Origin of the sequence: Vibrio sp. Evd11, assembly GCF_900382755.1 — a bacterium.
Classification (GTDB): domain Bacteria; phylum Pseudomonadota; class Gammaproteobacteria; order Enterobacterales; family Vibrionaceae; genus Vibrio; species Vibrio lentus.
Genome location: NZ_OSDX01000015.1, coordinates 1 through 23894 on the forward strand (window position 1 = coordinate 1; position 23894 = coordinate 23894).

The 23894-nt window shown below is 44.4% G+C and carries 21 protein-coding genes; 15 read left to right on the forward strand and 6 right to left on the reverse strand.

Features of this window, described 5'->3' with window-relative positions; translation table 11 throughout:
• Nucleotides 1-189: 189 nt before the first annotated feature.
• Both ED652_RS08755 and ED652_RS08760 read right to left on the reverse strand, forming a co-directional pair.
• On the reverse strand, nt 190-441 hold the full coding sequence (locus ED652_RS08755) for a hypothetical protein (RefSeq protein ID WP_102278982.1): 252 nt from the start codon (nt 439-441) through the stop codon (nt 190-192).
• A gap of 345 nt (nt 442-786) precedes the next feature.
• Nucleotides 787-1695, reverse strand: coding sequence for a DMT family transporter (locus ED652_RS08760; RefSeq protein ID WP_122054398.1), 909 nt, complete (start codon nt 1693-1695; stop codon nt 787-789).
• A 138-nt stretch (nt 1696-1833) separates the two neighbouring features.
• On the opposite strand from ED652_RS08760, the gene rmuC reads away from it, so the two are divergent.
• The 7 genes from rmuC (at nt 1834) to tatC (ending at nt 8170) form a co-directional block, all read left to right on the forward strand.
• Nucleotides 1834-3366: a DNA recombination protein RmuC gene (gene rmuC / locus ED652_RS08765; RefSeq protein WP_122054400.1), complete on the forward strand. Its 1533-nt coding sequence runs from the start codon at nt 1834-1836 to the stop codon at nt 3364-3366.
• Nucleotides 3367-3431: 65 nt separating this feature from the next.
• Complete coding sequence (ubiE, locus tag ED652_RS08770; RefSeq protein ID WP_029222994.1) at nt 3432-4211, forward strand: bifunctional demethylmenaquinone methyltransferase/2-methoxy-6-polyprenyl-1,4-benzoquinol methylase UbiE; 780 nt, start codon at nt 3432-3434, stop codon at nt 4209-4211.
• A gap of 98 nt (nt 4212-4309) precedes the next feature.
• Nucleotides 4310-4915, forward strand: a complete 606-nt coding sequence (locus ED652_RS08775; RefSeq protein WP_017099242.1) for an SCP2 domain-containing protein — start codon at nt 4310-4312, stop codon at nt 4913-4915.
• Nucleotides 4912-6546, forward strand: coding sequence for a ubiquinone biosynthesis regulatory protein kinase UbiB (gene ubiB / locus ED652_RS08780; RefSeq protein ID WP_009848053.1), 1635 nt, complete (start codon nt 4912-4914; stop codon nt 6544-6546). Before ED652_RS08775 ends, ubiB begins: the two co-directional genes overlap by 4 nt.
• Before the next feature lie 54 nt (nt 6547-6600).
• Nucleotides 6601-6855, forward strand: coding sequence for a Sec-independent protein translocase subunit TatA (tatA, locus tag ED652_RS08785; protein ID WP_004735565.1), 255 nt, complete (start codon nt 6601-6603; stop codon nt 6853-6855).
• 3 nt (nt 6856-6858) lie between these two features.
• Nucleotides 6859-7266, forward strand: coding sequence for a Sec-independent protein translocase protein TatB (tatB, locus tag ED652_RS08790; protein WP_048612432.1), 408 nt, complete (start codon nt 6859-6861; stop codon nt 7264-7266).
• A gap of 148 nt (nt 7267-7414) precedes the next feature.
• Nucleotides 7415-8170 (forward strand): twin-arginine translocase subunit TatC, encoded by a 756-nt coding sequence (gene tatC / locus ED652_RS08795; RefSeq protein ID WP_122054401.1) that lies wholly within the window; start codon nt 7415-7417, stop codon nt 8168-8170.
• A gap of 315 nt (nt 8171-8485) precedes the next feature.
• Here the strand turns inward: tatC and ED652_RS08800 are convergent, their stop codons facing one another.
• On the reverse strand, nt 8486-9247 hold the full coding sequence (locus tag ED652_RS08800) for a TatD family hydrolase (RefSeq protein WP_122054403.1): 762 nt from the start codon (nt 9245-9247) through the stop codon (nt 8486-8488).
• 208 nt (nt 9248-9455) lie between these two features.
• Here ED652_RS08800 and hemB point away from each other — a divergent pair, with 208 nt between their 5' ends.
• The 3 genes from hemB (at nt 9456) to polA (ending at nt 14489) form a co-directional block, all read left to right on the forward strand.
• Nucleotides 9456-10499 carry a porphobilinogen synthase gene (hemB, locus tag ED652_RS08805; RefSeq protein WP_017107915.1) on the forward strand — a complete coding sequence of 348 codons (1044 nt, stop codon included), beginning with the start codon at nt 9456-9458 and terminating at the stop codon, nt 10497-10499.
• A gap of 78 nt (nt 10500-10577) precedes the next feature.
• Complete coding sequence (locus tag ED652_RS08810) at nt 10578-11012, forward strand: GNAT family N-acetyltransferase (protein WP_122054405.1); 435 nt, start codon at nt 10578-10580, stop codon at nt 11010-11012.
• A gap of 678 nt (nt 11013-11690) precedes the next feature.
• Entirely contained in the window at nt 11691-14489 is a 2799-nt protein-coding gene (gene polA, locus ED652_RS08815; RefSeq protein ID WP_122054406.1) for a DNA polymerase I, read from the forward strand.
• A 506-nt stretch (nt 14490-14995) separates the two neighbouring features.
• Here the strand turns inward: polA and ED652_RS08820 are convergent.
• Both ED652_RS08820 and yihA read right to left on the reverse strand, forming a co-directional pair.
• Complete coding sequence (locus ED652_RS08820) at nt 14996-15601, reverse strand: GTP-binding protein (RefSeq protein WP_102525578.1); 606 nt, start codon at nt 15599-15601, stop codon at nt 14996-14998.
• Nucleotides 15602-15831: 230 nt separating this feature from the next.
• Complete coding sequence (gene yihA, locus ED652_RS08825) at nt 15832-16491, reverse strand: ribosome biogenesis GTP-binding protein YihA/YsxC (protein ID WP_065106051.1); 660 nt, start codon at nt 16489-16491, stop codon at nt 15832-15834.
• 148 nt (nt 16492-16639) lie between these two features.
• Between yihA and ED652_RS08830 the strand changes: the two genes are divergently transcribed.
• The 5 genes from ED652_RS08830 (at nt 16640) to hemN (ending at nt 21195) form a co-directional block, all read left to right on the forward strand.
• Nucleotides 16640-17257, forward strand: a complete 618-nt coding sequence (locus ED652_RS08830) for a cytochrome c (protein ID WP_065113320.1) — start codon at nt 16640-16642, stop codon at nt 17255-17257.
• 557 nt (nt 17258-17814) lie between these two features.
• Nucleotides 17815-18453, forward strand: a complete 639-nt coding sequence (locus ED652_RS08835; RefSeq protein WP_017107910.1) for a class I SAM-dependent methyltransferase — start codon at nt 17815-17817, stop codon at nt 18451-18453.
• On the forward strand, nt 18453-19010 hold the full coding sequence (gene yihI, locus ED652_RS08840) for a Der GTPase-activating protein YihI (protein ID WP_102294600.1): 558 nt from the start codon (nt 18453-18455) through the stop codon (nt 19008-19010). The genes ED652_RS08835 and yihI overlap by 1 nt, the downstream gene beginning before the upstream one ends.
• Before the next feature lie 6 nt (nt 19011-19016).
• Nucleotides 19017-19505 carry a DUF2489 domain-containing protein gene (locus ED652_RS08845; RefSeq protein ID WP_004735578.1) on the forward strand — a complete coding sequence of 163 codons (489 nt, stop codon included), beginning with the start codon at nt 19017-19019 and terminating at the stop codon, nt 19503-19505.
• Nucleotides 19506-19803: 298 nt separating this feature from the next.
• A complete protein-coding gene (hemN, locus tag ED652_RS08850) occupies nt 19804-21195 on the forward strand; it encodes an oxygen-independent coproporphyrinogen III oxidase (RefSeq protein WP_017107908.1) in 1392 nt (463 codons plus the stop codon).
• A gap of 94 nt (nt 21196-21289) precedes the next feature.
• Here hemN and ED652_RS08855 read toward each other — a convergent pair whose 3' ends face one another.
• Complete coding sequence (locus tag ED652_RS08855) at nt 21290-23890, reverse strand: EAL domain-containing protein (RefSeq protein WP_122054408.1); 2601 nt, start codon at nt 23888-23890, stop codon at nt 21290-21292.
• Between the last annotated feature and the right edge of the window lie 4 nt (nt 23891-23894).

The following is a 23894-nucleotide window of genomic DNA, read 5'->3' on the forward strand; positions in this document are numbered from 1 at the left end:
GCTAGAAGGTAGCGCCTTCAACAAGAAGCCGTATATACGACCGCATCTTAACTTTAATTGCTAAATCACTTTGTAAATACGTGGATTCCATATAAGAAATGGGGCACTTTCTAGTTAGAAAGTGCCACGGGTAAAAATTCAACCTGAGAGGCTTTTGGACAAAGCTGAGTCAGCTGATGGCTTGCTAACTTAAAATGGGAAGTGATCTTCTTCATACCTTTCAACCCAAGTTACTAGCTTTTCAAGTTCATCACCTTCGGGCGTGCCTGGTTCAGTCACATCAAACAAGGATTCAATTCTTTTCAAAGCGGCTTTATAGTCGCTTTCTGAGGGTTCGAGTCCCACTTCATCTAATGAAACTGTAGCAAGCCCATCAGTATGGGCAGTATTAGATGTAATACCCTTAAGCAGTTCTTTTTCTGATAGCTTTTTCTTGCTCATAAGTCGTTTCTCGATTCAAAAATGACATTATATAATTTATAGCATTATGGGTTACTAGCCGTAATATAGAACCTTATTCGAAACACACAATGAGGCGTGCGACGAGAAGTCGTATGAAGCACTGTTCACCGCTTAATGTGTGAATCGTTACGGACAAACTTTATTGTCTCATTTGAGTCTTACGGACAAACTTTATTGTCACTGCACAAGGTGTGTTTGCTTACCGATTAGGTTTCAGTTTACATAAAAATGGCGAGTCAGGACTCGCCATTTTTGTATTTAAAGCTTGTTATCGTTGATAACCCTGGAAGTCGCGTATTGCGATCATCCTAATCTTTCTGGGCATCAACTTTCAGAGCTGTGGTTGTTTTTCTTCTTTCCCCATTTGATCTGCTGGATAACAAGGCCAGCAATAATCAGCATCAAGCCGAACAGTGTCGCAGGGTGAATCTCTTCGCCAATAATGGTCGAAAGTAGCATTAGCGAGATAAATGGTGAGGCGAAAATTAGGTTGCTGATACGTGCCGTATTGTTGGTTAGCTTGAGTGCTGATAGCCACAACACAAAGGTAATGCCCATCTCGAACAGGCCAACGTAAGTCACGGCCATCCAACCTTTCGCTGTGATTTGGCTAAAGCTTTCACCTTCGTAAATGGTTAAACCAATTGCGAATGGCAATGCTACCAAGAACCCAAGTAATACACCCACCACAGGGTCAGCTTTATTTTTGGTATTGAGAATCCAGTAGCCCGCCCAAAGCAACGTGGAAAGCAGAGCAAGTGCAACACCGAGTGGGCTATCGAACTGCATGCCTAATACATCACCTTTGGTGGCAATAACTACCACACCCGCATAGCTGAAGGTACACGCCACCCAATCTTGTTTACGAATCTTTTGCCCTAGAAAAACCGCTGCCATTAGAGTCAGCGTGATCGCCCAACTGTAGTTGATGGCTTGCGCTTGAGAAGCGGGCAGTAGGTCGTAGGCTTTGAATAGAATCAGGTAGTAGGCTAGAGGATTGACCAAACCGAGCAGTAAGTAATACCAAGGGTTTGAAAGAAACGTGGTACTCAGTTGAGAAAGCTTACCTTGAAACGCGCAAACGGCGATCAGCGCAATCGACGACACAATGCTGGCGATGGTCAGCATTTGAATCGGTGAAAACTCAGCAAGGGTCAGCTTAAAAGCAGTAGCGACTGTTGACCACAGCAATACCGCAGCAAGGCCAAAGCCCAAGGCACGACGTTCGTTCATAGCAACTCATTCTAATTTGATGGGACAGAATACGGAGCGCCTAGTCTATCTGTCGAATTTTAATACGGCAAACTGGACATTTATCCAGTATCAAAATACCATTTAATGAGTTATCTCCAATTAGGCTAAATCATTATCATGCAATGGATTATCGAACATCAGGCAACGCTTATTGCTGCTATTTCCGGCGCGCTCGTCAGCGGCGGAGTGGTGGGCTGGTGGATCAAACAGAAGTTCTCTTTTCAGCAGCGACTTCTTGAACAGCAACTAGAGTCCGACCGTTTGCTGCATGAGTCACAACAATCCCAGCTCAAATCTTCACTCGCAGAGGCACAACAAGAGCTCAATGAGCTGGATGATGATCGAGATAAAGCGGCATTTGAACTTAAGCAGGCACATGGCAAGGTGATGGCTGCGATGGAGAAGCTGCGCTATTTTGAAGCCGTGAAGCAAGAGCGTCAGCAGTATGCCGACGATATTAATGTTCTTAAGGAGCATAAGTCTGAGTTGGAGGCTGAGCTTCGCGAGCAAGAAGCTAGGCACGACCAAGAAAATCTCGCTAACAGTGAAAAACTGCAATTGTTAGAGCAAGCAGAATCTCGACTTAAGCAGCAGTTTGAACTGTTAGCGAATCAACTGTTTGAGAGCAAAACCGCTAAGGTCGATCAACAAAACAAGCAAAGCTTAGAGGGTTTGTTGTCTCCATTGAGAGAGCAGTTAGAAGGCTTTAAGAAGCAGGTTAATGATAGCTTCAGTCAAGAAGCCAAAGAGCGTCACACCTTAGTTCATGAGCTTAAAAACCTGCAACGCCTCAATGAGAGTATGACGCGTGAAGCGGTTAACCTGACTCAGGCGCTAAAGGGTGATAATAAGCAACAAGGTAACTGGGGCGAAGTGGTACTGGCTCGTGTGTTGGTGGATTCGGGCTTACGAGAAGGTCATGAATACCAAACGCAAGTGAACCTACAAAACGATGCCGGCAAGCGTTACCAACCAGATGTGATCGTGCATTTGCCACAAGATAAGCAGGTGGTGGTCGATTCGAAAATGGCGTTGGTGGCATTTGAGCGCTACTTCAACGCTGAGACCGATCAACAACGCGACGCAGCACTGCGTGATCATTTGGCTTCACTGCGAGCGCATATTAAAGGCTTGAGCCAAAAGGATTACCATCAGCTCAAAGGCATCCAAAGCCTTGATTATGTATTGATGTTTATTCCGGTAGAACCTGCGTTTCAAGTCGCGATTCAAGCTGACCCTAGCTTGGTCAAAGACGCGATGGAACAAAACATTATATTGGTCAGCCCTACGACCTTGCTGGTGGCACTGCGTACCATTGATAACTTGTGGCGCAACGAAAGACAGAACCAGAATGCACAAATCATTGCAGAGCGCGCGAGCAAACTTTACGACAAGCTGCGCTTGTTTGTGGATGATATGGAAGGTCTGGGTAGCTCATTAGACAGAGCCAACCAAAGCTACCAAGGTGCAATGAATAAGCTGGTGACTGGGCGTGGTAACGTGATTCGTCAAGCAGAAAGCTTTAAGCAATTGGGTGTTGAGGTGAAGAAACCTATCTCGGTTGGCTTGGCGGAAATCGCTCAAAATGAGGCTTTTTCAGAAAATGCCTCCTTAGTAGAAAGACAACCCGCTGAGGATAAAGTAAACTAATCGGCCGCAGCGCCTCTAAAGAGAGAGTGTACTGTCGATGAGAACTTACCATGGTAGATAACAGCATTATGGACACAAGCGTGCAGACAAATTCAGCAGTAGAGTCAGAAACCACACACTTTGGTTTCGAAACAGTCGCGAAAGACCAAAAAGTCGCGAAAGTAGCAGAGGTATTTCACTCTGTAGCCGCTAAATACGACATCATGAATGACTTAATGTCGGGTGGTGTTCACCGCTTGTGGAAGCGATTCACGATTGATTGCAGTGGCGTTCGCCCGGGTCAACGTATCCTAGACCTTGGTGGTGGTACTGGCGACCTTACTGCGAAATTCTCGCGCATCGTAGGCGAAAAAGGCCACGTGGTTCTTGCTGATATCAACAACTCAATGCTGAATGTTGGCCGCGATAAGCTGCGTGATAGCGGTATTGTTGGCAATGTACATTACGTTCAAGCTAATGCTGAAGAACTGCCATTCCCAGACAACTACTTCGATTGCATTACCATCAGCTTCTGTCTGCGTAACGTAACCGATAAAGACCAAGCGCTGCGTTCAATGTACCGCGTACTTAAGCCGGGCGGTCGTCTGTTGGTTCTTGAGTTTTCTAAGCCAGTACTTGAACCACTATCAAAGGTTTACGATGCATATTCTTTCCACCTATTACCAAAAATGGGTGAGCTGATTGCTAACGATGCAGATAGCTATCGTTACCTTGCAGAATCAATCCGCATGCACCCTAACCAAGAGACCTTGGAAGGTATGATGCAAGAAGCGGGTTTTGAGAATACGAAATACTTCAACCTAACGGGCGGCATTGTTGCGCTGCACCGCGGTTACAAGTTCTAGTCGAGCTTGGTAGCAGGCTCATTGAGTGTGCTAAACAATAAGAATAAAGATAGAACGGATAGGTTAACGCTTATCCGTTTTCAAAGGTAAGGACAGTCATGCCATTTGATCCATTGGTCACCGCGGTTATTGAAACCTCTTTAAATACTTTCGTGAACGATGATCCAGCTTTGGTTCGTCGTTTGTCTCGTTTAAAGGGGCAGATCATTCAAGTTAATTTGAAAGAGCTGAATAAAACTCTCACTTTCGTTTTTAGCCAACAAATCGATGTGTTGTCTGACTACGAAGGACAACCTGATTGCTACCTATCTTTGAACCTATCGGTACTGCCAGAACTGCGTGAGCAATCGAACATCACCAAACTGATCAAGCAAGATAAGCTGATCTTAGAGGGTGATATTCAACTGGCTCAGAAATTTGCTCAGCTAATGACAGACTGCAAGCCTGACTTGGAAGAGTGGCTATCGCGCGTGACGGGTGACGTGGTTGCTCATACCTTGGTACAAGGCGTTAAGAATGTCGGTGGCCTTGTGGCTAAGCAAGCCACTAAGCATCAAAATCATCTCGCTCAGGTATTAACTGAAGAGTGGAAGATTGCACCAGCGCCATTAGAAGTGGCACATTTTTGCGATCAGGTTGATGACGTAAAAAGCTCAGCTGCACGTCTTGAAGCTAAATTGAACGCTCTGTTGGAGAAAGCATGACCCCAACAGAACTGAAACGTCTTTATCATATTATCAAGGTACAGTTGGAATACGGCCTTGATGAATTGATGCCTGAGCACCAGTTGACTAAAGCCCCTTTGCTGGCGAGAAAGTCACTGTTTTGGCTCAAGAATAAGCATCAAGATAAAGAATTAGGCCACCGCTTGCGTTTAGCGTTGCAAGAATTAGGGCCTGTTTGGATTAAGTTTGGTCAGATGATGTCAACGCGTCGCGACCTATTTCCTCCTCATATCGCTGATCAGCTAGCACTATTGCAAGACCAAGTGGCGCCATTTGATGGTCAATTGGCTAAGCGAGATATGGAAAAAGCCCTTGGTGGCAGCCTAGATAACTGGTTTACCGACTTTGATATCGAGCCACTGGCTTCAGCTTCTATCGCTCAGGTGCATACTGCGAAGCTTAAAGAGAGCGGTCGTGAGATTGTTCTGAAGGTAATTCGCCCTGATATTCGCCCGGTGATTGATGCAGATCTAAAACTGATGCACCGAATGGCGCGTATAGTCGCTAAGTCGCTTCCTGAAGCACGTCGTTTGAAACCTGTTGAAGTGGTTCACGAGTACGAAAAAACGCTACTTGATGAACTAGACCTGCGCCGCGAGGCAGCGAATGCGATTCAACTGCGACGTAATTTTGAAGGCAGCGAAGAGCTGTATGTTCCAGAGGTTATCCCTGATTTAAGCAGTGAAACCTTGATGGTGTCAGAGCGAATCTATGGTATTCAAGTTTCAGATATTGAAACCCTGAACGCCAACGGCACGAACATGAAATTGCTGGCTGAACGTGGTGTGACGGTATTCTTCACCCAAGTGTTCCGCGACAGTTTTTTCCATGCAGACATGCACCCAGGTAACGTATTCGTTAATCCTGAAAATCCAGACAACCCTCAGTGGATTGGTTTGGATTGTGGCATTGTCGGCACGCTCAACAGTGAAGATAAGCGCTATTTAGCAGAGAACCTGCTGGCTTTCTTCAATCGCGATTACCGTAAAGTCGCCGAGCTGCACGTGGATTCGGGGTGGGTACCACACGACACCAACGTCAACGATTTCGAATTCGCGATTCGTATGGTGTGTGAGCCGATTTTTGCAAAACCACTTGGCGAGATCTCATTTGGCCATGTGTTGCTAAACTTATTTAATACAGCAAGACGTTTCAACATGGAGGTTCAACCTCAGTTGGTGCTTCTTCAGAAGACCTTGTTGTATGTGGAAGGCCTAGGCCGCCAGTTGTATCCGCAACTTGATTTGTGGGCAACGGCTAAGCCTTTCCTTGAAACCTGGATGATGAATCAGGTGGGGCCACAAGCTGTGATTAACGCAGTAAAAGAGCGTGCGCCATTCTGGGCAGAAAAATTGCCAGAGCTGCCAGAGCTACTTTATGACAGCTTGCGCCAAGGTAAAGCCATGAACCACAGAATGGATCAGCTTTATCAAGGCTATAGAGATAGTAAGCGTCAGCAAGCAACTGGAAAGTTTTTGTTTGGCGTTGGAGCAACTTTAGTCGTATGCTCCGCAATATTAGTTTCAAGCCCTTATGAGCAGCTATCTATGGGCTGTGGCATCGCAGGTGTCACATTTTGGCTGCTAAGTTGGCGAGCTTACCGTCGTTAGACAGTAGACTTCCTTAATATTTTTTATGTGTAGACAGACCCGAGGACAATGACAATGGGTGGTATCAGTATTTGGCAACTTCTAATCATTGCTGTAATTGTAATTTTGCTATTCGGAACAAAGAAACTGCGCGGCATGGGCGGTGACTTAGGTTCAGCGGTTAAAGGCTTCAAAAAAGCAATGAGCGATGAAGATAAGCCTGCAGATAAGAAAGATGCAGACTTTGAACCAAAGAATATTGAACAGCAGAAGAAAGAAGCTAGCGCTGAAACAACTGCTGAAACAAAGAAAGACAAAGAGCAGGCGTAAATCGTGTTTGATATCGGTTTTTGGGAACTGGTATTAATATCTGTCGTTGGGTTAGTGGTTTTAGGGCCTGAGCGTTTGCCCGTTGCAATTCGCAGTATCTCCAAGTTTGTTGGGCAAGCGAAAAGCATGGCAAATAGTGTGAAAGATGAACTTTCTCATGAGCTTAAGGTTCAAGAACTGCAAGAAAACCTACGCAAGGCGGAAAAAATGGGTATGGAAGATTTATCTCCAGACCTAAAAGCGTCAGTCGATGAACTCAAGCAGGCCGCTGCTGAAGTTCAACGTCCGTATGCTAAGCCTGAGTCTGATAAGCCAAGTGAGACTAAACCTAGTGTCACGGAAACTGTTGAATCTGAAACCATTCAGGTCAACAGCGAAGCTTCAGCACCGTCAGATAAGAAAGCCGAATAGTCTCGCAAGGAGGAGTCGCCGGATACTTGAGTCGCTAGATGTTTAAGTCGATAGCTATTCAAGTAGATATCTATTCAAGTGGATACCAATTCAACTGGATAGATAGGTGTGCGGCTCCTTTTCGATCTTCCTGTTTAAGAGGTTTGACATGTCTTCGACTGAGCAGACACAGCCTTTAATTAGTCATCTTCTAGAACTACGTAATCGCTTACTACGTGCGATTGTTGCGGTTCTGGTGGTGTTTGTTGGGCTAATTTATTTCGCTAATGATATTTATGAGTTCGTCTCTGCACCTTTGGTAGATCGCTTACCTGAAGGCGCGACGATGATCGCAACCGATGTTGCTTCGCCATTTTTCACACCTTTAAAACTGACCTTGATCGCGTCTATATTCCTCGCGGTTCCGTTCATTTTGTATCAGGTGTGGGCTTTTGTCGCTCCGGGCTTATACAAGCATGAGAAGCGCTTGATCATGCCGTTATTGGCTTCAAGTTCATTGTTGTTTTACTGTGGTGTGGCGTTCGCTTACTTCATTGTATTCCCGTTGGTATTTGGCTTTTTTACCGCCATCTCATTGGGGGGAGTAGAGTTCGCAACCGACATATCGAGTTACCTTGATTTTGTACTCGCGCTGTTCTTTGCCTTTGGTATTGCTTTTGAAGTGCCAGTCGCGATTATCTTGCTATGTTGGACGGGTGCAACGACACCTAAAGAACTGGCAGAGAAGCGTCCTTACATTGTTGTGGGTGCGTTTATTGTCGGCATGATGCTAACGCCGCCTGATATGATCTCGCAGACACTGTTGGCGATTCCGATGTGTATTCTGTTTGAGATTGGCCTGTTCTTCGCGCGTTTTTATGTGCGTAAACCAAATGCCGATGAAGAGGAAGAAACTGAATCTTAACTCGCAAAGTGCTGTAAGAGTATAAGCAGTAGAGTCCTTCAGCAAAAATCACATAATAAAAAAGCGGCCTTGGGCCGCTTTTTTATTATGTCTGTTTATCGAATCTTTAACTGATAGCCACAGTTCTGACATATATAGAGCTCTTTAATCCCTAATATTTTATGCCATAGAGTTCGATGTTGACGCTGTAAGTGTTGTGAATGGTCACACATAATCAACTACCTCCATATTCAGGTGGTTGATAGTATACACATCACTTTGTTTTACCAAATAAATAGGCTATAAATTCATAAAATCAAGTTATTAATAGTTTTATCATAAATTAAACAAAGACTTAGCATTGATGGTGGTTATATTTTCGACCTCTTCAAGGGTAATTCCACGAAGCTCAGCGATGCGTTTTGCCACCAGTTCGGTATACGCGGGCTCATTGCGTTTACCGCGATTTGGCGCTGGCGCTAAATAAGGGCAGTCTGTTTCAAGAATGACGTAATTCATATCCAGATGTGGAATCACCTTATCCATCCCTGAGTTCTTAAAGGTCGATACGCCACCTAAACCTAGGTGAAAGCCGAGCGCGTTGATCGCTTGAGCTTCCTCTAAGCTGCTACCAAAACAATGGAAAACACCACGTAAGCTGCCATCTTGTTCTTGGCGAAGCAGGGCAAGTGTCTCTTCAATAGAATCACGCGTGTGGATCACGACAGGTAGGTCTAGATCTTTTGCCCACTGCAGTTGAGTCACGAATGCCATCTCTTGTTCGGCCTTAAAATTTTTGTCCCAGTACAGGTCGATACCGATTTCACCGACGGCAATAAAATCATGCTTATCAAACCAAGCTCGAATGGTTTTCAGGGTCTGCTCGATATTTGCATCCACATAACATGGGTGTAAGCCCATCATTGAACGACACACGTCAGGAAACTGAGCTTCCGTCGCTAACATGGGTTCGATAGATTCTAAATCGATGTTCGGTAATAGAATGGTATCAATACCTTGAGCCAGTGCACGCTGCACCACTTGTTCACGGTCTTCGTCGAATTCACTCGCGTAAATATGGGCATGGGTGTCGATCATTATTTTGTCCTGAAAGCGGTTTGTACTGAGTTGTCATGAGTATACGGCAGTGTGAGGAGAAGGTCATTTTTTGCCATTTATCCCTTTTTTTGAATGGGTTTTTCGCTTTACTGCTAGCGTCCTGAGCCATCAGTGATATGCTTTTGCCAGTATTTAGCACTTTTCATATCTAAGCATTTTGGTGTTTAGACTAGGCAAGGAGAATCTAGTGTCTGTTTCAATTCAAGGTCAATTCCCAGGTCGTCGTATGCGTCGTATGCGTAAACATGACTTTAGCCGTCGCTTAATGGCGGAAAATCAATTGTCTGTAGATGACCTAATCTACCCAATGTTTATCTTGATGGGTAAAGAGCGCCGTGAGCCTGTAGAGTCAATGCCAGGTGTTGAGCGTCTGTCTATCGACCTTATGCTTGAGGAAGCGGATTACCTGTCAAAATTGGGTGTTCCTGCGATTGCTCTGTTTCCGGTAGTGAACCAAGATGCGAAAAGTTTATGTGCCGCTGAAGCTCATAACTCTGAAGGTTTGGTGCAGCGTGCAGTGCGCTTACTTAAAGAACACGTGCCAAATATGGGCGTTATTACTGATGTAGCACTGGATCCGTTTACCACTCATGGTCAAGATGGCATCATCGATGAAGATGGCTATGTGATGAATGACGAGACGACTGAAGTCTTGATCAAGCAGGCTCTGTCTCATGCTGAAGCGGGCGCAGATGTCGTTGCACCATCAGATATGATGGACGGTCGTATTGGTAAGATCCGTGAAGCTCTAGAAGAAGCGGGTCATATTCATACCCAAATCATGGCTTACTCTGCGAAATATGCATCGTGCTACTACGGTCCGTTCCGTGATGCGGTCGGCAGTGCTTCGAACCTGAAAGGTGGTAACAAGAAGAACTACCAAATGGATCCTGCGAACAGCGATGAAGCAATTCACGAAGTGGCAATGGATCTTAATGAAGGTGCGGACATGGTGATGGTTAAGCCAGGCATGCCTTACCTAGACATCGTGCGCCGTGTTAAGCATGAGCTACAAGCGCCGACTTTTGCTTACCAAGTATCTGGCGAGTATGCGATGCATAAAGCTGCGATCCAAAATGGTTGGCTGAAAGAGCGTGAAACCGTAATGGAATCACTGTTGTGTTTTAAGCGTGCTGGTGCTGATGGCATCCTGACGTACTTCGCTAAAGATGTCGCAGAGTGGCTTGCTGAAGATAACGCACAAGCTGCTGAGCACCTGCAAGGCAAGTAAGTACGGTTAAGCAAACCATATGATCACCAAAGGGTTGGCCGTTGTGCCAGCCCTTTTGTTTTATGAGGATGAAACAAGATGTCTGTCATTGTGCGTGAAGGCTCATTAGAAGAGGTGGTTCCTGTTGTTGAACAGATTACCGAGTTTGCCAAAAAAGAGAGTGTAGCGTCTTTATCGGAGCGATTAGCGGGTAAAACAAGCCTGATCCTCGTTGCTGAAGATGCGGGTGTGTTACTGGGCTTTAAGATCGGTTATGAATTGGATGAAAACACTTTTTATAGCTGGTTTGGTGGTGTTTCATCATTGGCAAGAAACAAGGGTGTGGCGCAAGCGCAACTTGATGTTCAAGAACAGTGGGTGAAGCAACAGGGCTATCAACAACTGAAAGTTAAATCTCGTAACCAGTTTCCAGCCATGCTGCGTTTGTTATTGAGAAACGGTTACCTAATCGAAAAATTAGAAGAAAAAGAAGACATTAATACCAATAGAATTCATTTTTTGAAGCAAATTTGAGCACTGTAATTAAAGGATTAGAAATTAAATGAGATTTATTATCATTTAATTGTTGACTATTAAATGAGAATCATTATTATTAACTTCGTCTTAGGGAATGAGGAAATGTTCACAAGGATGTTAAGTACTCAAGTATCTACTTGGTTACCCAACAGAATTCTCGCGAACTTGTACTAAGTTCTTTTTGACACGACATTGCTCACATTGCTTCCAGTGTAATTTATAGCTTTTAGGTAAAGCTGTGATATTCAATTTGAATAGCTTTACCGGTTTTTGCTAGGCGACATCTTCGGGTGTCGCTTTTTTTATATCTCAATTTCAACAAGATGCATATTTAGTGGCACGTATTTTTATGAATAAAACGCCATCAGCATTCTTTTCCACAATCCAAGATCTAAAAAAGATCGTTGATCATATGTTCGATCTGTAAAATAACTCTTTATTTTCATATGTTTATATCTGTTTTTTGCTTGTCTTAGTCGAGTTCTCAACAGGGTGGATAAATAATATAAACAGAGTTATCCACAGATGGGCCTTGTCGCAGAACAAAAAATAACAATAAATTGATTACAACGAACACAATCGAGTCAACGGATAAGGATCGACAACGTAGAATCCAATTAGCAGACGTGGCATCCTTAACAGATTATTTCTGTACTTACTGGATACACAAACATTATGGCTCGTATTCCTGATAATCCATTGATTTTGATCGATGGCTCTTCTTACCTATATCGCGCGTTCCATGCTTACCCTGGCACCATGAGTAATGGTGATATCCCAACCAATGCTGTTTATGGCGTGGTTAACATGCTGCGCAGCATGATGCGTCAATTTGCTTCTGATCGTATTGCGGTTATTTTTGATGCGAAAGGGAAAACGTTCCGTGATGATATGTACCCAGAGTACAAAGCAAACCGTCCACCGATGCCTGATGATCTTCGTTGTCAGATCGAGCCGCTGCACAACGTAATTCGTGCAATGGGTCTACCGCTTATCTCTATCCCTGGCGTAGAAGCCGATGACGTGATTGGTACGTTGGCTTCTCAAGCTTCCGCGATGGGTATGCCAGTTCTTATCAGTACTGGCGATAAAGACATGGCCCAACTGGTTGATGAGAACGTTACTTTGATCAATACCATGACTAATGTGGTGATGGATCGTGAAGGCGTTATCGAGAAGTTTGGTATCCCACCAGAGTTGATCATCGATTACCTTGCTCTAATGGGCGATAAAGTCGATAACATCCCAGGTGTTCCGGGTGTGGGTGATAAGACAGCAACGGCATTACTGCAAGGTATTGGTAGTATCGAAAAGCTGTATCAAAACCTTGATGATATTGCGGCGCTTGGTTTCCGTGGTTCGAAGACGATGGCTAAGAAGCTGGCTGATAATAAAGCCAATGCTGACATGTCTTATGAGCTTGCGACGATTAAACTCGATGTTGAATTAGAAGACACGCCAGAGTCTCTCGTTAAAGCACAACCAAATACCGATGAACTCATTAAGCTATACGGTCAATTGGTCTTCAAATCTTGGCTGAACGAGCTACTTGAAGGTGGTAGCGGTGTGGTTGAGGCGGATGATAAATCTGGTTCGGTACGCAGCAGCGCGGCATCAACCACTTCTACCGTAGAAATGAACACCTCTGCAGTGACGATTGATCGCAGCAACTACGAAACCATCCTCGATGAAGCGTCATTCAATGCTTGGCTAGAGAAACTGAAAGCATCTGAAGTGTTTGCTTTCGATACTGAGACAGACAGCCTAGATTACATGGTCGCGAACCTCGTTGGCCTGTCATTTGCGACTGAAGAAGGCGTAGCCGCTTACGTGCCTGTTGCCCATGATTACTTAGACGCACCTCAGCAGCTGGATCGAGATTGGGTGCTTGAGCAGCTGAAACCGATTCTAGAAGATGACGCACAAGCAAAAGTGGGTCAAAACCTAAAATACGATATGAGTGTGCTAGCGCGCTACGGTATCGAGATGAAGGGCATTAAGTTCGATACCATGTTGGCGTCATACGTTTTCAATAGCGTAGGTGGTAAGCATGACATGGACAGCCTAGCGCTGCGTTTCCTACAACATAGCTGTATCTCATTTGAGCAAATTGCAGGTAAAGGTAAGAAGCAACTGACTTTCAACCAGATTGAGCTGGGTGAAGCCTCTCCATATGCTGCGGAAGATGCTGACGTGACTTTACGTCTTCATAACCGCCTGATGGAAAACATCGAGAAAGATGAAAAGCTAAAATCGATCTATGAAGAGATCGAAGTACCGCTAATTCCTGTGATGTCTCGCATTGAGCGCACCGGTGTATTCATCGACGACATGTTGTTGGGCGCTCAATCGCAAGAAATTGCGGTTCGTCTTGATGAGCTAGAACAGAAAGCTTACGAGATTGCAGAGCAAGAGTTCAACATGAACTCGCCAAAACAGCTGCAAGCGATCTTGTTCGAAAAGATGGGTCTGCCTGTTATTAAGAAAACGCCTTCTGGTGCCGCTTCGACTAACGAAGAAGTGCTGCAAGAGTTAGCGTTAGACTATCCATTGCCTAAACTGATCATTGAATATCGTGGTCTGGCGAAACTGAAGTCAACGTACACAGATAAACTGCCGAAGATGATCAACGCTGAAACGGGTCGTGTTCATACGTCTTATCATCAAGCCGTGACCGCGACGGGCCGTTTGTCTTCGACCGATCCAAACCTACAGAACATCCCAATTCGTAATGAAGAAGGTCGTCGTATCCGCCAAGCATTCGTTGCACAACATGGTTGGAAGATCCTAGCGGTCGATTACTCTCAAATTGAATTGCGTATCATGGCGCACCTATCGGGTGATAAAGCGTTACTGGAAGCATTTCAACAAGGCAAAGATATCCACGCGGCAACCGCTGCTGAGATTATTGGCGTTGATATTGATAGTGTGACCACTGAACAACGTCGTCGTGCTAAGGCTGTTAACTTTGGTCTTATCTACGGCATGAGTGCCTTTGGTTTGGCTAAGCAACTGGGCATTCCTCGTGGTGAAGCACAGCACTACATGGACACTTACTTCGAACGCTACCCAGGCGTAATGCAGTACATGGAAGACACTCGCAGCGCTGCTTCAGAGCAAGGCTTCGTTGAAACCATTTACGGTCGTCGTTTGCATCTTCCTGAAATCCAATCTCGTAATGGCATGCGTCGTAAAGCGGCTGAGCGTGCGGCGATCAATGCGCCAATGCAAGGTACTGCGGCAGACATCATCAAGAAAGCGATGTTGTTAGTGGATGAGTGGATTCAAGCCGAAGGCGATGGTCGTGTGAAGCTATTGATGCAAGTACACGATGAATTGGTATTTGAAGTTCAAGAGTCAGCTTTAGCCGAAATTGAAAGTAAAGTACAAGAATTGATGGAGTCAGCAGCAGATCTCGAAGTACCGTTAGTCGCGGAAGCAGGCCACGGTGACAACTGGGATCAAGCCCACTAATCAGTTTTCGACCTTATTGAGTAAATTAGTATGAGCCAGTGCACAAACACTGGCTTTTTTTTGTCTCAAATAAAGTTGAGTTGTAGAAAGAGTTTAGGTGTTTTAATAAAACATTCATGAAAAAAAACTACAAAAATTGTTTTCATTTCTGAGCAATTGTTGTACATTAAATCTCGTAGGGTACAGAGGTAAGATGTTCTATCTTTCAGACCTTTTGTTTCACGTTATTGGATTAGGCTGATTCAGCCGCCCCAGCCAGCATTTGGCTGGGGCGTTTTTTCTTGTGCGAAAGAAAAACATTTCCAACCTATAATTTCCTCGTTAATCGGCTTCTTTTTAGTATCTTTCCTATTCTTCTCGAAACTTTTTCTCTATCACTTGATTTGTCTTCAATCTGGAATTTGATCAGCAATTGGTAATTTAAATCCGTCTCTAAGTGGATTGTTTTATTCTTGAAAATAACTTTTATTTTACAAGTAACTCATAATGTATTGATCACTTACGTCTTATTTATCAGTGTATTGAGTCGGTGAATGCTCAATGTAATCCATGATTTCTTGTTGTTTTTCGGTACTGAATTTAAGTGCTTCGGCTGTGATCTGTATTGAGTGCGCCATGGAAGAGATGTTATGGGTCGCTTTCACCAAGGTTTGCTGCATGGGTTTGAGGATAAGTAGGTAGATAGCCGTTAACGCGATAACAATGACCGCGATCACCGCCGCCAACGCAATAATGATTTTAGTTTGGATATCATCTAGCAGTAGTTGACTGGTTTTTTTAAAGGCGAGTCGAGAATTGTCTAAGGCTTGCGGCAGTTGGTTGAGGGATGTTTTGGTTGAACTGGCGAGCTTATTAATGCTCTCAACGGTTTGATTCAAGGCTTGCTGCTGGTCATCGCTGAGGTTGGGGTTGTTGACGATGGCTTGCAACGATTGTGATATCACCTCGAGAGATTCACTTGCCTCCTGAGCATACTTCTCCATGCCGTCGAGATCTAAGGTCATATCAACATTGACTAGAGCAGCCTCGGTCTTGGGCTTTTCCGCTTCAGATGCTACACCGGAAAATGAGATCAATATAAGTGCGATGGTCGCCAAGGTTTTTTTCCACATGAGTATTCCTTTCTCACTGTTCTGTTTGTCAAAGGTTGTCTTTTAGTATGGTTCACTTCTCTCTCTTCTAACTGATTAATATTGTCTTTAACTCTCAAGATCTAGGTTTAACTCACTCATTTGTGGGTAAAAAAATACCCCACCTATAAAAGGCAGGGTATTGATAAGGCTAAATCACTGGTTGTCAGTGCTTTAACCTCTAATTATAGATAAAGCTCTATATAGAGGAACTACTCTGAGTCGTTGTGCTCTTCGTCAGCTAATTCATCAAGGATTTGATCGGCAAATACCGGAGCAAACCACTCATCCATCTTGGCACGTAGCTGGTCAACGCCGATGCCCTTCATTGAAGAGAAGACATCAACCGCAACATCACCACCGAAAGATTTCGCATCGTTACGGATTTTCAGTAGTTGTGCTTTACGCGCGCCACTTTTCAGTTTGTCTGCTTTTGTTAACAAAACCTGTACTGGGATGCGGCTATCGATAGCCCAGTAGATCATTTGTTGGTCAAGGTCCTTCATTGGGTGACGGATATCCATCAATACCACTAAACCTTTTAGGCTTTCGCGTCGTTGTAGGTATTCACCTAGCGACTTCTGCCATTTTTTCTTCATCTCAAGCGGTACTTGAGCGAAGCCATATCCAGGCAAATCGACAATATGACAGCCGTCGGTAACCTTAAATAGGTTAATTAGCTGAGTTCGACCTGGGGTTTTACTGGTTTTCGCCAAGCTTTTTTGGTTTGTAACGCGGTTTAGTGCGCTAGATTTACCAGCATTGGAGCGTCCTGCAAACGCAATTTCGATCCCTTCGTCTTCTGGTAAGTGACGAATATCAGGTGCACTGGTAATGAAATGCGTGTTTTGATAATGAATTTTTACGCTCACTGTTAACTCCATCTCGACTTTGTGTAGTCGATTGATTACTTTTTTGTGAATTTGTGTAAAATAACCGTGCTCGGCATAAGGTCGCCTATTGTACCATGAGTGGCAACATAGAGTGGTACTGGAAGCTTGATAATTATAATGGAATGTCATGAAGAAATTAGCGCTAATTTTGAGTCTTTTAGCCAGCTGCTCAGTATGGGCTCAAGGTAGTATTGAAGCTGGTAAAGCCAAATCACAAACATGTGTTGCCTGCCACGGTGCTGACGGCAACAGTCTGATCACGCAGTACCCTAAACTGGCTGGTCAACATGAGAAGTATCTAGAGAAGCAGTTAAAAGAGCTTAAGCTAGGTATGACGAGTGGTGGTAAGCAAGGTCGTAATGAACCTGTAATGGGTGCAATGGCGATGTCTTTATCTGAAGAAGATATGGCTGACCTAGCGGCATACTACGCATCTCTACCTATCTCGAACAACTCTACACCTGAAAATGTTGTAGATGAAGGTAAGGTTCTTTACACCGCTGGTAACGCAGAACGTGGCGTAACGGCGTGTATTGCTTGTCACGGTCCACGTGGTAACGGTACCGAGCTTTCTGGTTTCCCTAAGATTTCAGGCCAACACGCAGATTACATCAAGGCTCAACTTGAGAAATTCCGCGATGGTAGCCGTAATAACGACATGAATGCGATGATGCGTGATGTAGCTAAAAAGTTAACAGACGCAGATATTGATACCTTATCGAAGTACGTTGGTGGTTTACACTAATATGTCGGTTTCTTGTTCTTAGCCAGAACAAAGAAATGTACGTTCGAGCAAAATTGAAGAGACGCCTCAATCAGCAATGGTTGGGGCGTTTTCTTTTGTATTGATTTTATTTATGCTTTTTTATCTCATGTCTAATTTATCAATGTGTGATCGATTTGTGTACGAAAGTGTGAAGTCGCACTCTTGTAGTCTTTTTGTAACACGGTAAAGTAACCGCCATCAGCTAGGAGCTGACTTAGATATGGATGGTCATCTAGTCTAACGGTATAGACAGAAACGGATCAGGCTAGGACAGCCCAGCAACAAGGTGTTAGAAAAGGATAGCCAAAACTCATCAGGACGATGAACAACAAATAAATTTGGCATGGAAAGCACCAATAACAAATGGAGATTTGTGTACCAAGTTGAGTATACAAATTTTGGCCGATATATGCAGATTTAGAGAGCAATAGGTTTTCCTATCGCTTTTTTTATTGATTTGATGAAAAAACACCCAATACCCCTCCACTATAAACTCAGTTTCTGGTATGTTTCGCATCCCTGTTTAAGGATGTGCCATGTATACTTGTCCCTTATGCCATCACCAAGGCGTGAATCACTATTTTGAAGACAAACGTAGAGCGTATCTACAATGTCAGCAATGTGAACTGGTATTTGTTAAACCTGAACAAAGGTTAGAAGCAAAAGAAGAAAAAGCACACTATGATCTCCATGAGAACGATCCTAGTGATGCGGGCTACCGCCGCTTTTTATCTCGCATCGCGGATCCCTTAACAGACAAAATTTCATCTAACTCACAAGGGTTGGATTTTGGTTGTGGCCCAGGCCCTACGCTATCTATTATGTTAGAAGAAGCCGGACACACCATGGAGTTGTACGATATTTATTACCATCCAGAGACTTCTGTGTTGGAGAAAACGTATGACTTTATGACTGCTACCGAAGTGATAGAGCACCTTTATCACCCAGACAAAGTGTGGCAGCAATGGTTGAATTTAGTTAAACCCAAGGGCTGGATTGGTCTCATGACTAAGCTAGTAATAGACGTAGATGCGTTTGCTGGTTGGCACTATAAGAATGACCCGACACATGTCGTCTTCTTTAGTCGTCAAACATTCCAGTTTTTGGCCGAGCGGGATAAGCTCGAACTAGAATTTTTTGGAAGTGATGTAATTTTACTGAGGAAAGTGCAGTAATGGGTCGTAGTAAGAAATCAAGAAAGCCGGGAGCACTTGGCGCTCCTGAACCTATGGTAACAAGAAACCGTAGTGAATCTGATGTTGAAGGTCGTGAACGCAAGCGTGTTAAAAAGCGCAAAGGTCTTAAATCTGGCAGCCGTCACTCAGATGGTAGCGAAGCGAGACAGCGTAAAGCTGCACAAGATCGTGACCCTCGTTTAGGCAGCAAGAAAAAAATTCCGCTGATTGTTGAACCTGCTAAGAAGCCGACGAAACAAGAGCGTAAGCTATCTAACGAACAAGAGTTAGAGATGCTTGAGAATGATGCTCAACTGAACACATTGTTAGATCGTATCGAAAATGGTGAAAACCTAGGTGCTGGTCTACAGAAGTTCGTTGATGAGAAACTTGATCGTATCGAACACCTAATGGGCCGTCTAGGTCTGCTAGAGCCAGAAGACGATGAAGAAGAGATCTTCGAAGAAGCGCCTGTTGTCGCTAAGAAGAAAGCAAGCTCTGACGAAGACTTGTTGTCTCAATTCGAAGATATCGATTTAGACAGCTTTAAAGGTTAAGACGAAATGAATGTAACCTTATTAGCAATTGCTGGTGGAATTATCATTCTCGGCTTGGGCTCTTATGCAGGTTACCTTCTACTTCAAGTGAAGAAGCAGACGGAGTTGCAAAAGCAGCATCAAGCACTTGCCATTGAAAAACGTAACGCAACGATTTACGACAACGTAAATACTTTGTGTTTAGCGGGTATTCAAGGCCAGTGTGATTTGCCTGAGATCAGTATCCGAGTGTGTATCATTATGGATAATGTTCAGGGTGATGAGCGTGTCGATTTTGATTCTGAATATCCTGCTCTTTCTGAGCTGTACCATATCGTTAAAGATATGGCGCGCGGAGACGGAAGACAGGAACTGACCAAGAAAGAACGCATGCAGCAGAATCTCACACGCCATAAGGCGGAGACTCGCTTGAATGATGCGGTTATCGAAGATTTGAAAAGGTTGCAGGAGAAGGTTAAGCCTCTCAACAATCAAATCAATATTCAGATGATCTAGTCGCTGAGACTTTTAATATAGAGGCTTGTTTAATACATGGTGTTCTTAAGACGCGCTGTTCTTAATGCACCTTATCTTTATAGATAGTGTTAAATGAGCCTTCTTACCTTTTGCACCTTTTTATTTCGGTGCATTGTTAGTGATCAAGCTAGCAGTTCTGAGTTTTTATCTGAAAAAAAGATTTTGTCTTGAAACGTCCTTACAAGTCGTGTGGCAAAATAACCCGTCTATATTTTAATGTATGTAAAATGATTTGAGAGACCTTAGGTTCTCGCGGATCTAAATTGGAATTACCGCTATGTCGAGCAAGCCAGTAACAACGAATCAGCAAATCGTTTGGGATCAAGAAATCTTAAACAAGTATAACTATTCGGGACCTCGTTACACTTCATACCCAACCGCGTTGGAGTTTCATGAAGCGTTTACCGTCGCTGATTACGACATGGCGTGTACTCAGTACCCAGAGCGTCCTCTCTCTCTTTACGTACATATCCCATTCTGTCACAAGCTTTGTTACTACTGTGGTTGTAACAAGGTCATTACTCGTCATTCGCATAAAGCCGATGAGTACTTGGATGTGATCGAACATGAGATTCGTCAGCGTGCTTCTTTATTGAATGGCCGCGAAGTGACTCAACTTCACTTCGGTGGTGGTACACCAACATTCTTAACTAAAGCTCAAATTACCCGTTTGATGCTGATCCTACGTGACGAGTTTAACTTTACGGCTGATGCTGAAATCAGTATCGAAGTTGACCCACGTGAAATCGAATTAGATGTGCTTGATCACCTGCGTAGTGAAGGCTTCAACCGCCTGAGCATTGGTGTTCAAGACTTCAACAAAGAAGTACAAAAGCTGGTTAACCGTGAGCAAGATGAAGAGTTCATCATCGCGATGGTTCAGCGTGCCAAAGAACTAGGCTTCCGTTCAACCAACCTAGACTTGATCTACGGCCTACCAAAGCAGACTCAAGCGTTATTTGCTGAAACATTGAAGCAAGTGCTAGAGATGAAACCGGGTCGTTTATCGGTATTTAATTACGCACACATGCCGCAACTGTTTGCTGCGCAGCGTAAGATTAAAGATGAAGACCTACCTGAGCCGAAAGAGAAGATGGCTATCCTACAAGATACCATTGAGACTTTAACGGGCGCGGGCTACCAGTTCATTGGTATGGATCACTTTGCTTTACCTGAAGACGAGCTAGCCGTCGCACAGCGTGAAGGTATTCTGCATCGTAACTTCCAAGGCTACACGACCCAAGGTGAAGCTGACTTAATTGGCTTTGGTGTTTCGGCAATCTCAATGGTCGGTGATGCTTACGCGCAAAACCAGAAAGAGCTGAAGAAGTACTACGCACAAGTTAACGACCTGCGCCATGCTCTTTGGAAAGGTGTTGCTCTAGACAGTGACGACCTTCTACGTCGTGAAGTGATCAAGCAGCTTATCTGTAACTTCAAGCTTGATAAAACGATGATTGAATCTGAGTTCTCGGTTAACTTTAATCGTTACTTCAAAGAAGACCTAGGGCTGCTGCAAACCTTCATCAACGATGAGTTGGTTGAAGTTGACGACAAAGAAATCCGCGTGACTCTACGTGGTCGTCTATTGATTCGTAATATCTGTATGTGTTTCGATAAATACCTACGTGCCAAGGCTCGCCAACAGCAGTTCTCTCGCGTGATCTAATCGCTCGATTGATAATAGAAGCATAAAAAATGCCAGCATCATGCTGGCATTTTTGTATCTGTGTATTGCTACCCTAAGACTGTCTTCAACCTGGCTAGGTAGCGCTCTCTTTGATGCTTTGTTTAATTTTGGTATTTTGTTGAGCGTTGGCATTCTTTTGAACATTGATGAGATCGGTTGGCCACTGCTCAAATGGAACAGGACGGCTGTATAAGAAGCCTTGTGCCAGTGGGCATTGCAGTTGTTTGAGCAAATCAGCCTGCTGCTGAGTTTCCACGCCTTCCGCAACCAAGTTCACCTTAAAGCCTTTAGTTATGTTGACGATAGCCGCAACGATTGAGCTGTCTAAGCTTTCTTGTTCGAGCTTACAGACGAAGCTTCGATCAATTTTAAGACAATCAAATGGCAGCTTCTGTAGGTAGGCAAGCGATGAATAACCGGTCCCAAAGTCATCAATCGCAATCGAAATTCCCAGCGATTTGAGTGTCAGCATGTTATCGATGATGGTTGGGTCATTGTCGACGATGCGTGACTCCGTGATCTCCAATGTCAGGTTTTGGGCGGGTAACTTGGTATCACGCAGCGTGTTTTTAACCAAGTCAATGAATCCGCTTTCACTCAGTTGGTCGACAGACAAGTTAACGTGAATAGAGAAGTCTTCGCTCCATTTCCCTGATTCGATCGCGATGGCGGTATCTCGACAAGACTTATGCAGAATTTGCTGACCAATATCGTAGATGAGCCCTGTTTCTTCCGCGAGTGGAATGAATTCCAACGGTGAGATAATGCCTTCATCAGTGATCCAGCGGGCTAGGGCTTCAGCGCCGATTGTTGAGCCTGACTCTAGGTCGATAATAGGTTGGTAAAAGGGTTCGAATTGTTGCAGTTCGATCGCTTTGTTGAGGCGGGCTAGCATCTTGGTTCGGTGTCTAGAGGCCTTACCCATTTCTGGACTGTAGATGCTGACACGCGCTTTATCTTGCTTGGCATTGCTCAGTGCAATGCTGCTGTTGCGAAGCCATAAGGTAACGTCTTGGTCATTTGATACGTGAACGACACCAATCGATACCTTAACCACCACGTTTTCTGATTCCATGGAAAATGGCGAAGCAAAGGTTTGGAGTAGTCGGTTAGCAAGCAGCTGAACGTCGTCGTCTTGAGTTACATTGGGTGCGTAGATCGCGAACTCATCGCCACCAGTACGAGCCAACAAGTACTCCGTTGGCAGAATGCCGCGCAGTCGAGCGGCTGCGATGATCAGCAGTTGGTCACCATTGTAATGGCCTAGACTGTCATTGATATCGCGGAAGCGATCGATACCAACTAAGTAAAGCGTTCCTTCCACTGTTTCGGTGTTTTTCTTTGCAGCATCAATAAAGCCTTCTCGGCTATACAATTTGGTTAGTGAGTCATAGGTAAGCTGAGATTGTAATTGCTGGAAAGAGGCCTTTAAGTTGTTGGCCATCTCATTGAAGGCTGCTACTAGCATGCTGGTTTCGTAGATATTACCCGGTTTCGGCATGCTGTTATTCCAATTGCCATTGGCTAGGCGTTTTGCAGCGTCGGCGGTTGAGGTTATCGGTCGAATTACGCGATTAAAGGCAATCAGCCCTGCGATGATGCCAATACAGCTGAGCGCGAGCCCAAGTAGCCAGCTGTTTCTTTGATTTTCTGGTAGTTCACCGAGCAGGTTAGACTCAGGGATCGACATGCCAATAAACCAAGTGATGCCATGCCCATCTTCAAAAGGTGTGAGCTGGTTGAAGTATCGTTGGTCATCGAGATTAAAACTGAAACGTTGAACGGCCATGTTTTTAACCAAGTGAAACTGGTCAACGTAACTGGCACTCTTTTGTATGACTGGATTAGAACTTTCTGTTGCGAGGAGACGTTGGCCCTTGTGGGTTTTACCTGTTCCCCAAGACACGACGCTGCCGCCTTCTGAGTGAGCAACTAAACGTTGTTGCTGATCGATGATGTAGACAGAGGCATCGGTATTATTTTTCAAATCTCTCAAGAATGCGTTGAAGGTATTGATCTTAATATCGCTGACAATGACCGCTTTAAATTCGTCGTTATCATAAATAGGCGCAAGTGCTGACAGGGTGATCTCTTGGCGTTCATCGGCATTGGCGTAAATGGGCGACCACACGGCTTTTTTCTGATTAACAACTGGCGTATACCAAGGGCGCACTCGCGGGTCATACTCTGAGATGACGGAGCGAATGTCTTCACTTATCTTGCTGCCACGGTAGATAACCAGCTGATCTTGGGTGCGGTCATCCTGCACCATCAAGGTATAACCATCGTTTGCTTCTTTACGAAACCCCACATAATTCCCGTCTTCAGAACCAAAACCAATCACATCAAGTTGCGGTACTACGGTGAAGTGATCGGAAAACTTATAAAGAATGTAATCTTGAACTTTGCTGAGGTTTCCAGCTTGGTAGAGGTGGTGGTAGCCAATGTTATGGCTGAGAGAGAGGTTGGCGTGAAACGGCTTTTCTAAAAAATCGGCTAGGCTTTTATGAACATTGTCAGTGAGTGATGCTAGTTGACGTGCACTAATATCACTCACCATCTCTTTGTAGCTTTGTTTTTGAGTGAAAATCATTACGCCCATAGTGAACAGAAAAATCATCACGAATGGCAGAACCACTGCGGTTCTTAATGTAATTTGTGCTTTCAAAGACATCTCT

Bases quoted from the DNA above. Each gene is read 5' to 3' on its own strand.
- ED652_RS08755 (WP_102278982.1), bottom strand. From the start codon at position 441: ATGAGCAAGAAAAAGCTATCAGAAAAAGAACTGCTTAAGGGTATTACA.
- ED652_RS08760 (WP_122054398.1), bottom strand. From the start codon at position 1,695: ATGAACGAACGTCGTGCCTTGGGCTTTGGCCTTGCTGCGGTATTGCTG.
- rmuC (WP_122054400.1), top strand. From the start codon at position 1,834: ATGCAATGGATTATCGAACATCAGGCAACGCTTATTGCTGCTATTTCC.
- ED652_RS08775 (WP_017099242.1), top strand. From the start codon at position 4,310: ATGCCATTTGATCCATTGGTCACCGCGGTTATTGAAACCTCTTTAAAT.
- ubiB (WP_009848053.1), top strand. From the start codon at position 4,912: ATGACCCCAACAGAACTGAAACGTCTTTATCATATTATCAAGGTACAG.
- tatA (WP_004735565.1), top strand. From the start codon at position 6,601: ATGGGTGGTATCAGTATTTGGCAACTTCTAATCATTGCTGTAATTGTA.
- tatC (WP_122054401.1), top strand. From the start codon at position 7,415: ATGTCTTCGACTGAGCAGACACAGCCTTTAATTAGTCATCTTCTAGAA.
- ED652_RS08800 (WP_122054403.1), bottom strand. From the start codon at position 9,247: ATGATCGACACCCATGCCCATATTTACGCGAGTGAATTCGACGAAGAC.
- ED652_RS08810 (WP_122054405.1), top strand. From the start codon at position 10,578: ATGTCTGTCATTGTGCGTGAAGGCTCATTAGAAGAGGTGGTTCCTGTT.
- polA (WP_122054406.1), top strand. From the start codon at position 11,691: ATGGCTCGTATTCCTGATAATCCATTGATTTTGATCGATGGCTCTTCT.
- ED652_RS08820 (WP_102525578.1), bottom strand. From the start codon at position 15,601: ATGTGGAAAAAAACCTTGGCGACCATCGCACTTATATTGATCTCATTT.
- ED652_RS08830 (WP_065113320.1), top strand. From the start codon at position 16,640: ATGAAGAAATTAGCGCTAATTTTGAGTCTTTTAGCCAGCTGCTCAGTA.
- ED652_RS08835 (WP_017107910.1), top strand. From the start codon at position 17,815: ATGTATACTTGTCCCTTATGCCATCACCAAGGCGTGAATCACTATTTT.
- yihI (WP_102294600.1), top strand. From the start codon at position 18,453: ATGGGTCGTAGTAAGAAATCAAGAAAGCCGGGAGCACTTGGCGCTCCT.
- ED652_RS08845 (WP_004735578.1), top strand. From the start codon at position 19,017: ATGAATGTAACCTTATTAGCAATTGCTGGTGGAATTATCATTCTCGGC.
- hemN (WP_017107908.1), top strand. From the start codon at position 19,804: ATGTCGAGCAAGCCAGTAACAACGAATCAGCAAATCGTTTGGGATCAA.
- ED652_RS08855 (WP_122054408.1), bottom strand. From the start codon at position 23,890: ATGTCTTTGAAAGCACAAATTACATTAAGAACCGCAGTGGTTCTGCCA.